Origin of the sequence: Candidatus Kuenenia sp. (genome assembly GCF_027493735.1) — a bacterium.
Lineage (GTDB): Bacteria > Planctomycetota > Brocadiia > Brocadiales > Brocadiaceae > Kuenenia > Kuenenia stuttgartiensis_A.
This window is the reverse complement of the sequence record NZ_JAOSKF010000013.1, coordinates 1-10589: the sequence shown is the minus strand read 5'-3', so window position 1 is coordinate 10589 and position 10589 is coordinate 1. Positions and strand designations below refer to the sequence as shown.

The 10589-nt window shown below is 41.4% G+C and carries 9 protein-coding genes and 2 pseudogenes; all 11 read right to left on the bottom strand.

Annotated features, from left to right (window positions below; genetic code table 11):
* A partial coding sequence (locus tag M5U24_RS08310; protein WP_338140596.1) for an N-6 DNA methylase occupies positions 1-892 on the bottom strand: 892 nt, incomplete at its 3' end.
* A 111-nt stretch (positions 893-1003) separates the two neighbouring features.
* Complete coding sequence (locus M5U24_RS18440; RefSeq protein WP_197705196.1) at positions 1004-1153, bottom strand: type I restriction-modification system subunit M N-terminal domain-containing protein; 150 nt, start codon at positions 1151-1153, stop codon at positions 1004-1006.
* 263 nt (positions 1154-1416) lie between these two features.
* Positions 1417-2631 (bottom strand): restriction endonuclease subunit S, encoded by a 1215-nt coding sequence (locus M5U24_RS08300; RefSeq protein WP_157820586.1) that lies wholly within the window; start codon positions 2629-2631, stop codon positions 1417-1419.
* Positions 2628-3473: a DNA damage-inducible protein D gene (gene dinD / locus M5U24_RS08295; protein ID WP_099325685.1), complete on the bottom strand. Its 846-nt coding sequence runs from the start codon at positions 3471-3473 to the stop codon at positions 2628-2630. The genes M5U24_RS08300 and dinD overlap by 4 nt, the downstream gene beginning before the upstream one ends.
* Before the next feature lie 20 nt (positions 3474-3493).
* A complete protein-coding gene (locus M5U24_RS08290; RefSeq protein WP_157820585.1) occupies positions 3494-3658 on the bottom strand; it encodes a hypothetical protein in 165 nt (54 codons plus the stop codon).
* 68 nt (positions 3659-3726) lie between these two features.
* Positions 3727-5283, bottom strand: a complete 1557-nt coding sequence (locus tag M5U24_RS08285; protein ID WP_099325684.1) for a hypothetical protein — start codon at positions 5281-5283, stop codon at positions 3727-3729.
* A 125-nt stretch (positions 5284-5408) separates the two neighbouring features.
* A pseudogene (locus M5U24_RS08280) lies at positions 5409-5675 on the bottom strand (KilA-N domain-containing protein); the annotation flags it as partial.
* 31 nt (positions 5676-5706) lie between these two features.
* Positions 5707-6090 (bottom strand): annotated as a pseudogene (locus M5U24_RS08275) (BRO family protein); the annotation flags it as partial.
* Positions 6091-6111: 21 nt separating this feature from the next.
* Positions 6112-7008 carry an ORF6N domain-containing protein gene (locus tag M5U24_RS08270; protein ID WP_197705193.1) on the bottom strand — a complete coding sequence of 299 codons (897 nt, stop codon included), beginning with the start codon at positions 7006-7008 and terminating at the stop codon, positions 6112-6114.
* Positions 7001-9964, bottom strand: coding sequence for a type I restriction endonuclease subunit R (locus M5U24_RS08265; protein WP_298202147.1), 2964 nt, complete (start codon positions 9962-9964; stop codon positions 7001-7003). The genes M5U24_RS08270 and M5U24_RS08265 overlap by 8 nt, the downstream gene beginning before the upstream one ends.
* A 216-nt stretch (positions 9965-10180) precedes the next feature.
* Positions 10181-10435 carry a hypothetical protein gene (locus M5U24_RS08260; protein ID WP_157820584.1) on the bottom strand — a complete coding sequence of 85 codons (255 nt, stop codon included), beginning with the start codon at positions 10433-10435 and terminating at the stop codon, positions 10181-10183.
* Positions 10436-10589 lie beyond the last annotated feature (154 nt).

Below are 10589 nucleotides of genomic sequence, written 5' to 3'. Positions count from 1 at the left end.
CTTCAACGCCTCCGCGAAAAAGAACACCATGAGGCAGAATAATTGTCATGGTTCCTTCATCGCTTAAAAAATGAAAACCATAAAGCAAAAAGGCGAAGTCTGCTGCGGATTTAGGTGCAAGGCCATAACTTTTAAACCTGAAATCGTCGGCTAAAGCCTCGTTTGGTTCCCAACGATAACTGAAAGGAGGATTGGCAACCACAGCATCACTTTCAAGCTTTTTAGCTGGGTTCATTTCATTTAATATGTCCCAGTCGTTGAGAAGTGAATCTCCATGATGAATTTGAAACTCAGAATCCTTTAACCCATGGAGCAGCATATTCATTCTTGCAAGGTTATAAGTGGTAATGTTTTTTTCCTGCCCATATATCTGCCCGATACTATTGGGACCAAGTTGTTTCCTTACATTTAAAAGAAGTGAACCTGAACCACAGGTGAAATCGAGGACTTTTTTAAGTTTTTTCTTTTTACCGGAACTCGGATTTTGACTATCCAATGTAACAATTCGGGACAGTATGGTTGAAATTTGCTGTGGTGTATAAAACTCTCCGGCTTTTTTCCCTGAACCGGAAGCAAATTGACCGATTAAGTATTCATAAGCATCGCCTAGAATATCACTCTCGGTAGAAAACCCGGAAAGCCCTTCAGCGATTTTGGTTACAATCGTACAGAGTTTTGCGTTACGGAAAGAATAGTTTTTGCCAAGTTTTTCAAAGTCCAGGTTGATTTCAGAAAATAAGCCCTGAAATGTACTCTCAAAGGAGTCATTTTCAACATGCTTAAACCCGGCTTGCAAGATTTTAAGGAGGTCATCGCTTTGGGTTCTTGCCAGCTCGTATATACTGCGCCAGAGATAGTCGGGCTTGATTACATAGTGGATTTTACGGCGCATCTGCTTTTCAAATACAGCCGTATCATCCTTGTTTTCTTTATACCAGACTGAGAGGGGCGTTCTTTTGTCGTCTTCTTTCAGCTTCGGGTAATCTTTTCCAAGCTCTTTTTTTTATGCAACTTCATAGTTGTCTGAAAGGTAGCGTAAAAACAGGAAAGAGAGCATATAATCGCGGAAGTCATCGGCATTCATAGCGCCGCGGAGTTGGTCGGCAATCTTCCAGAGGGTTGCACCTAATTGTTTTTGCATTGTATCATTCATTGTTTAACTCCTTATTTTTAACCACGGAAAGCACCGAAATCACGGAATGTTCTTTCCCTCTTCCGTGCCTTCCGTACTACTATCCATCAACTTCTTGTTTTTTATGCTCGTTTTTCAAAATGCATAACCGTAAGGCATTGATTAGATGAGGATTACGTAAAGTTTGGAGCATTGGGTTTTTTGTCATTTGAATTTGTTTCGTATTTCGATATTCGTATTTTGAATTTGGTTGCGGCCAAAGGCCGCGCCAAGTTTTCCGTGGTTCATATATTCACCTCAGCAGACGGGAAAAGCCCCTGCATCAAGCCTTTTTTATGGATTTTGAGGGTGTCGATTTTCTTAGACTGGGCGGTGATGAGGTTATCGAGGGCAGAGAGGCAAGTTGTAATTTTCTGTTGTTCTTCATTGCTTGGCAAGCTAATAGGCATTTCTGTAATCATTGCCATTCTTACTGAATCAACGGAATTTTTAGCACTTAATTGCATTACTCTTTTGTAAAAATGCTCAGTAAAATAATGATAAACAAAATGTCCTGAAACAGTTTTTTCAAAATCATATATACAATAAACCCTTTGATGAAAGTCAAACTTTCCAATAATGTAATGAAAATTTTTGCCAACACCGACACCATCACCGGAAGTTAATATTGCTTCGCCATCATACGAATAAGAGTTTATTCTCTCAACAGTTTGTGATCTTACAAAAAATGGATATTCTCCATCATCAAATTTATTTTGAGTGTCTTTATTCCCTGTAGTAACCTTTGCAATATCGTTAATTACATAATGCTCCCACTCCCCCTTACCCCGAAACTCAGGGAACCGCCATTCCGGCATGGTTTCCCCTTCGGCAGGGAAGAGCTTTTGCATCAGCCCTTTTTTATGGGCTTTGTAGGCTTCGAGCTTCCCGGCTTCGGCGGTGATGAGTTCATCGAAGGTGGTGAGGCAATCGACGATTTTTTGTTGTTCTTGAGGCGAAGGCATAAAGATAGGAAAAGATAGAAACGTATCAGCGTGTATTCGCCTTGCTTTTCTACTACCATCTGCTGTTTCACCTAGTTTTTCGTAAAAATCTTTTCGCTTTACATATTCAAGCAAAAAAACAGGACTGATACCTTGGCTTATATCGAAACATGGAAGATCAACGGTGGATTCATAACTGTCTAAGTGTTCAGGAATAAGACCAAATGCCTGATTGAGAAAATCAAGTTTGCTATAAATGAACTGACCTGTTGTTCTTCGGTAATATTGCGTATTGATGCTACCTTGGATTTCATCGTTCTTCTCAAAAACGCCTTTTCCCCAAAGTTTTACTGTGATTTTCTTTGCAGTATTTCCCTTGCTACCCAAGATGCGACTTTCTGTTAAAAACTGCTTCAGTTCATTTTCTTGCCACTCCCCCTTATCCCGAAACTCAGGAAATCTCAGCTTTGGCACCAATTGTTTTTTTTCGTGCTTTTCGTGCCTTTTGTGATTCATAATTCTTCCAGTCTATCAGGGTTTTTGATTGTTTTCTTCTGAGCCGTATCCAGACGGCGCTCTACCTTTTTGTCATCTTCAGCCGGTGGCAGGCTTTCCGGACGGATGCCTCGATTCAGCAGGGTGTCCCGCACTGCCCTATTGTTGGTCACATGCTCGCCAGATATTTCAGACTCATTTTTCATCTTGTTTTCACGGGCATTGTGGATGGTGATTTCCGTTGCGAAATCCTTGGCTTTTAGAATAATCGTGGGAGCAAAATCCGCCAGAGGCCTGTTGTCAGGAACCCGCCATTGGGCTTTCATGGCCTGCGTGGTTTTTCCGAACAAAGCATGATCACCTTTACTGCGAATCAGCGCAAAATTCTGATTGCCGCCTGTTTGTTCATAGATCACATCCGATAATTCCTTTTCTGTGGCAGAGAGCTTTTTACGGGCTGAAACCCGCTCTGATTCAAGCAAGCGTTGTTCTATTAATTCCACTTTGCGCGTCTGCATGGCAAAATAGGTCTGCGCAAAGGCAATCTCCTGTTTGGCCGGGTCTCCGTTCTGAGCAATCAGATAACAGGCATAGCGGGTAAGCATGATGTCGCTGATTTCCCGCTTGCTGCCGGATCCCAGATCAACCATTTTGTTGACATCAACAAAATGGTTGACGACGGCATGTCCGGATACATCACAGGCTGTTTTCGCCTTAGTGATGACATTGAGGAAGTTACGCCATTCGTTATAGCCCAACAACTGTTGCAAGTCTCGCGCAAGCCAGTATTCAACCCCGTTTTCTGTTGTTTGAGCATGCCCTTCAAAGGTTGCGGTCATTGTGTAAATCAAATCATTTTCCATTTTATCGCACTCCTCTTTTCTTATTCATACGCCCCCAACCCCGCAATCTCGCACCCGCCGGCAAGTTTTTTTAATAGTGGTATTAAATCTTCCATCAATTCCAGTTCCTTTTTTGTCCGCTCTTTCCAGTCTAAGTCCAGCGGCTCCATTAAATCGCTGAGTTTCTCGAAGCATCCGTGTTTCAATTCTCTTCCAGCCTTTCTGGATATTCCGTACTACTATCCATCAATTTCTTGTTTTTTATGCGTGTTTTTCATGCCGCCATTTCCGTAAGTGCTTTAATATCAAGGGCTGAAGCGGTCATCAGTGAACAAGAGAACTTCTGGCCTTTCTCCGTCAAAACATAGCGGTTGGCCCTCGGAACTTTGCGGATTAGACCGTGTGCCCGCAGCATCTTTATCCGTCGGGTCGTTCGTCCGGAATATTTCTTTTGCTGATCCTTGCCGGATTGTTCGGATTCCCGGTAAAGCCACTTACGCAAATCATGGTTGCGGAATCCATTTATCGCGTTTTCGCCTTTGGACAGGAACATCAGCATCTGGTAATCATCCTGCTGCCAGGGATTCAAACCTCGATACCTCTTGCCCTCTTTGACAACCTTGTTACAAGCGCTGCTCACCACTTCTTTCAGTTTCTCCTCTACCTGAGCCGCCGCCAAAGCATCCCCATAACGATCATTGCATTGTTGGCTCACCTCACACCGTCGATGAAGATCGCTTACGCCCTTACGCATCTTCTGCCATGACGCCGGTTTGCCTTCATCATCATTGGGACTCCGAAAGACCTTAAAGTCCCGCGTATTATTGATCGTTGTCTCAATACGCAAGAGACTACCGCTCTTGTTATACATCTTCACTGAATTATAATTCACACTGTGCTTGACCCGTATACCTTCATAGCGTCTTCGATAGTCGCTGATAACCTCATCAGGGGCAGCGCCTGCAAGGTTACGCCTACCCAAATACTTCATCACCGAAGAACTGTCGCAAACCCGCATCGCATGATGAACAAACGATGGAAACAACTCCTCCAATGCCTCAACCGATTTAAACATGATGTCCGTCGCCCACTCCGTCTCATCCGCAGACCAGTAATACTCCGGTTCCAACGGACGAAGAATCTGCGACAATGCCGGGCAACTGCCCAACGCAAGCCCGTTCAGCAGCTTCGCCCAGTCAGTCTTAAGCTGCTCATGGAGCAGAACCTGCGCAGCCGCAATATCCTCTATACGCACAAAACAGTTGCCGTCCTTAACATAATCAATACCTTGCTTCTGAAGTTGCCGCTCCAGCCAATGACGACCATTGAGACAAATGAAAATATTAAACGGCGCCCAACTCTGGATACGAACATGACCAAAACCAAACACTGGATCGTTAAAATAATGATACACAAAGACACACTTGCGGGGCGCCATTACCAACTCGAGCTTCTTGCTGGCCTTGTTGCCCTTGACCATCGGCGCAATACAAGGCTCTACCACACTCAACAGGCAGATGGAACCTTCCGTAATCCTCTTATCCGCCGCGATCTGGCGAGCCAACTTCTCCTTATCAACACCGCTGCTCATCAAATACCGCACCTCGATACCCAAATCTTTCGCCCGCGATTCACAACTGTCTCGCACCTGTGCCGTAAGCCCATTGACCCAACCGGAAAAATCCTTAAGCAGAATTCTCGCTTGGTTCATGAATGTTCCCATCCCACGCTCACTGGCCAACCACCGCAATGTCCCGCGAAAACGAATCCTGTACAGACCGCTTATTGCACCCACGATCCTGTCTCGATATAATTCCATCAACTTATTCATAAGTAGTGTCCTCCAAATTGTCTGATTACTATTTACGAGGATACTACTATACTTTATAATAAACTAAAAATCACCTTTTTGGTTGCGGCCAAAGGCCGCGCTAGGTCTTCCGTGGTTCATTCCTCTTTTTCTACCCACTGTTTCACAGATAAAACAAACCTGTTCAAGCCTGCCTGATTTTTAATTCCCTCGAATTCGGTGGATTTAAAATCCGGGTTATACATTTCTTCCCAAATTCCCATAAATTCGATAGTGTTTTTATTGCGGAGCCATTTTTCAATCAGAGAAAGTCCGTTTTCAATGTTTTTAACCATATCCGTTAAAGAAATGTAGTCATCATCATTGTAAGAATATATTGCGATTTCTTTATCTAATACATTGATCTTAGCCATAATATCAAACCTCAATAAAACTTTTAATTTGCTACCCGTTAACCACGAGAGCGCTGTGTTCTCTTATTTGGTGCTTTTTTCGGGCTGATACCCTCTCGGATTCAAGTAAGCGTTGCTCAATCAATTCCGCCTTGCGTGTCTGCATAGCAAAATAGGTCTGAGCGAAGGCAATCTCCTGTTTGGCAGGGTCTCCGTTCTGAGCAATCAGATAACAGGCATAGCGGGTAAGCATGATATCGTTAATTTCCCGCTGGCTGCCCGACCCCAGATCAACCATTTTCCCGACGTCGGCAAAATGGTCTTGGATTTCATGCCCGGAGACTTCACAGGCTGTTTTCGCCTTGGAGATTACATTCAAAAAATTGTCCCATTTGGTATATCCCAGCAAGTGCTGTAAATCACGTGCCAGCCAATATTCAACGCCATTTTTCGTGGTTCATTTCTCTTCTTGTCCTTTAATTTTCATCAGCATTTCCGCCACTGAGAATTCCATTTTGGAAAATGCGAACCATTTTTTCCCCAGATCTTTCAGTGAAGCACCGATGTGATAAATAGCATCTTCATCTATTATGAGAAATCTATCGTGTGATTTGGAGAACTCTTTAACTGAAAGTAAAGGATACTGTTCGTTAAATTTTTTTATATCCAAGGCGAATTGTTTTAAGATTTTTTTTGTATAGATTGTAACCGTAACATCTCGCTTCTTTTTTGTGAAAAAAGTAAGTATTGATTCGTCAATATAATTGTCGATAAGGATAATCGAAGACTTTGCCGAGCGTATCAAATCAGACACAAATGTATAAGCATCAAATACTTGACCTTCATAAAAAATGCCCTGCCGTTGCGGTAACGCTTTCGCTTCTATTGCATTCAAAACAGTTTCAATTTTTTTACTGTTTTCATCGACTTTACTATCTGTTCTTATTTGTTTTTGCTCAATAGTATCTATGCGTTTAAATATATAAGCGTTCTCCGTCAAAAATCGTCTCATCGCTATAAAGGCTTTCATAATATTGACGCTTACTTTTACGGCAGTTTCGCTCCGTAAGACTGCCGATAGCATTGCCACGCCTTGCTCTGTGAAGGCGTATGGCGGTCTTCTGAGTCCCATCTTATCCTCATTGGAAATCACAATCTGTGATTTCCAATTTTCAAATTCTTCATCCGATAGCTGAAAACAAAATTCAGTAGGGAATCTGCCCATATTCCGCTTCACTGCCTGATTGATAGCCCTTGTCTCCACGTCATACAGTACGGCAAGATCACGATCAAGCATCACCTGAAAGTCTCGGATTGTGTATATTATTTTTTCTATTGATAATTGATTACTCATACGCTGTCAACCCAGCAATCTCGCGCCCACCGGCAAGTTTTTTCAACAACGGTATTAAATCTTCCATCAATTCCAGTTCGTTTTTTGTTCTGTCTTTCCAACTCAATCCAAGTGGTTCCATCAGATCGCTGAGTTTTTCGCCGTCAAAAACCATTCGGTCAATAATTGCATCTACAAATGATTGTAATGCTTCCGGCTCTAGCCCATGCTTGCAGGCTGCCTCCGCCATGTCTTTTTCGGCATTTTCAGTTTTAAATTTCTGATAACCTTCTTTTATTTCCTTTTCGTCTAAACCCTTACCCACTTCCAAACTATTAATATACGCCACAATATCCTCACGTTCATCTATCAAATTGGCGCTTGAGCTAAGCAGGTCGATGAGTTGCTCCCGTGTCATTTTCTGTTTGCCCGGCTTGTTTTGTGTGAAACGGGAAATCAGCTTCATAATGTAATCGTAGTCTATTACAGCAGAGGCAAACAGTACAAATTCAAAATCCAGTTGCTGCACAGAGGGATCTGCATTGATTCCTTCTTTTTGCTGTCTTTCTTTTAACTGTTTGGCTGTTTCTAAATAAGAGCTCCTGAACGAACGTAATTGGTCTTCGGGAATAAGTGTTTCAATATGCGCTTTTTGTTCAGGTGTTAGATCGGTGTATTGGTCTAACTGAGTTTTCACACGTTGTATTTCTTTAAAGCGGTTAATGAAGTTAATTCGCGCAGTATCTCCTTTAAGATTATAAACTTCTTGTGGTTCGCATACCAAATCGCTTGCTTGCATAAAATCACCTAATGCGGCTACTGCTTTTTTGTATTTTTCAATTACTTCAGGAGCCGGGTCAACCAACCATATTTCTTTAGCCCGTTCTGTACCCTGACCGCAAAAGAGTGCGATGGCCTCATCGACCTCTTTGGTTTGCATTCTAAAATCAAGGATATTTCCATAGGGTTTTGTGTCATTCAACACCCGGTTTGTTCTAGAAAAAACCTGTATTAATCCATGTTGCTTTAAATTTTTATCAACATAAAGGGTATTCAGATACTTTGAGTCAAAGCCGGTTAACAGCATATCGACAACGATAACCAAATCGATCTTGTTTTTATGCGGATAATCGGCATTGCTATACTTGTGGTCTTTGATTCTCTTCTGTACATCCTGATAGTACAAATCAAAGTCATAAATACGATGGTTTGTCCCGTATTGCTTGTTATAATCAACAATAATTGCTTTTAGAGCTTCTTTCTTTTTATCCGGTTCTTGTTCGTTGTCCGCTTTTTCCTGCGGCAAATCCTCCTGAATCTGCTGGACATCTTTATTTCCTTCGGCAGGAGGTGAGAAGACACAGGCAACATTTAATGGCGTAAAATCTTCATTCTCTTGTACACGCTTTTTTTGTATCTCTTTGAAGAGTTCATGATACTCTATAGCGTCATTTATTGAGCCTGTCGCCAATAATGCGTTGAATCGTCTTGCATTAGTGGCAGAGTCATGTTTGTCAAGAATCGAATCCACAACGGCTTTTTTACTGATGGTATCTGCTGTTTTAACCTTTTTCTTGCTATCCGGCTTGAAATAATCCACATGGAAACGAAGGACATTGCCATCGTCAATGGCGTGAGTAATGGTGTAAACGTGCAGTTGTTTTTCAAAAATATCTTTGGTTGTCTTGTAAGAGCCTACGGTACCATCCACTTGTTTATAAGTTGCGTTTTCCTCAAATATAGGCGTTCCGGTAAAACCGAAAAGCTGTGCTTTGGGGAAGAACTCTTTGATGGCTTTATGATTATCGCCAAACTGTGCGCGGTGGCATTCATCAAAAATAATGACAATCCTTTTATCACGAAGCGGCATTAACCTTTCTTTAAAGGTCAGTCTGCCTTTTTGCTTACTGTTTTGGTTTCTTTTACTGTTTTCATCAAGGGCAAGACCAAGTTTCTGGATAGTGGTAACAATCACTTTATCAGCATAGTCTTCTGATAACAACCGCTGTACCAGTGTTTCCGTATTGGTGTTTTCTTCAACACAACCTTCCTGAAACTTGTTGAACTCATCTCGGGTCTGTTTATCGAGGTCTTTGCAGTCAACCACGAATAAGCATTTTTCAATATCGGGATTATCTTTTAGAAGTGTTGATGCCTTGAAAGATGTAAGGGTTTTTCCACTTCCGGTGGTGTGCCAGATGTAGCCATTTCCTCTGTTTTGATGAATACAGTCCACAATAGCTTTGACAGCGTAAATTTGATACGGCCGCATGATCATTAATTTCTGTTCGCTAACCACTAGTACCATATAACGGCTGATCATTTGTCCCAGTGTACATTTTGCAAGAAACCTTTCGGCGAAATCATGCAAATGGGTGATTTTCTTATTGGCTTCATCAGCTAACTGATAGATGGGCAAAAATCTTTCATCCGCATTGAAAGCAAAATGGTCTTTATGGTTATTAGCGAAGTAATAAGTATTGTTTTCGTTACTGACAATAAAAAGTTGCATAAAACAGAGAAGTGAATTAGTAAAACCATTTCCGGGGTCGTTTTTGTATTCAACAATCTGCTCCATCGCCCTTTTGGGTTTTACCTGAAGAGTTTTAAGCTCAATTTGAACAGCCGGAACACCATTAATCAGTAAGATGACATCATAACGATGATGACTATTTTCAGTATTTATTCGTAGTTGATTGATGACTTCGAACTCGTTTTTGCACCAGTCCTTGATATTAACCAGGGTATATTGCAGGGGTATATCATCATCTCTGCGAAAAGTATTTATTTCACGCAATGTTTTTGCTGCTGTGAATACATCAGCAGTAATAATTTCGTCTCTAAGTCGTGCAAATTCAGAATCATTCAGATTTACTTTATTGAGTCTTTGAAAGTGCTCTCTGAAATTTGCTTCAAGCGAGACCTTATCCAGAATATCATCGCGGTATGTGTATTTAAGGTCTTTAAGATTATTGATTAAAGTTCTTCTATTTGTCTTTCAGATGTCATTCACATTCACCTTTCAATCCTTCTTGTTTCTCTCTTCCAAGGCCATGGACTGTATTTTAAAGCCGGGCAATTCAATTAGCGAATATAGGGATTTGCCGAGCTCTTTTCATTATGACACATTCCTTCTTTTTCAACCTTAATTAATGTATAACGCTGCCAATAACCGGCGCGTTAATTAGCATTGTTATACAATTTTTTTATTCTTTTCTAATTTTGATAGTATTGAAGGAGCAAATCTTTCACTCATACCAGCGATGAAACCTATAGCAATTATTGACAATTCAATATGATTCATTTTAGAAAAAGCAGGCAAAAACATTTCAGATCGCACAAGCAATGAGGCCAAAAGGGCCGATAACATTCCAGCTATTATCCGATACATGCTTTCGAGTTCATGGAGCTTTTTCCCTGCAAGACAATCTATGGATTCTTTTCCCATTCGGAAAATAATTGATAAAAATGCCCCTAGCCCGCCAGAAACCATTGCAAGACTGATAATAAATGCGGATTCTCCTAGCGTGAGTTTATCACAAAATAAGGCATGAAGCAACGTAACATAAATACAGTCAATGCGTTAAGCACAACATCAATTG

Bases quoted from the DNA above. Each gene is read 5' to 3' on its own strand.
- M5U24_RS18440 (WP_197705196.1), bottom strand. From the start codon at position 1,153: ATGAATGATACAATGCAAAAACAATTAGGTGCAACCCTCTGGAAGATT.
- M5U24_RS08300 (WP_157820586.1), bottom strand. From the start codon at position 2,631: ATGAATCACAAAAGGCACGAAAAGCACGAAAAAAAACAATTGGTGCCA.
- dinD (WP_099325685.1), bottom strand. From the start codon at position 3,473: ATGGAAAATGATTTGATTTACACAATGACCGCAACCTTTGAAGGGCAT.
- M5U24_RS08285 (WP_099325684.1), bottom strand. From the start codon at position 5,283: ATGAATAAGTTGATGGAATTATATCGAGACAGGATCGTGGGTGCAATA.
- M5U24_RS08270 (WP_197705193.1), bottom strand. From the start codon at position 7,008: ATGAGTAATCAATTATCAATAGAAAAAATAATATACACAATCCGAGAC.
- M5U24_RS08260 (WP_157820584.1), bottom strand. From the start codon at position 10,435: ATGGGAAAAGAATCCATAGATTGTCTTGCAGGGAAAAAGCTCCATGAA.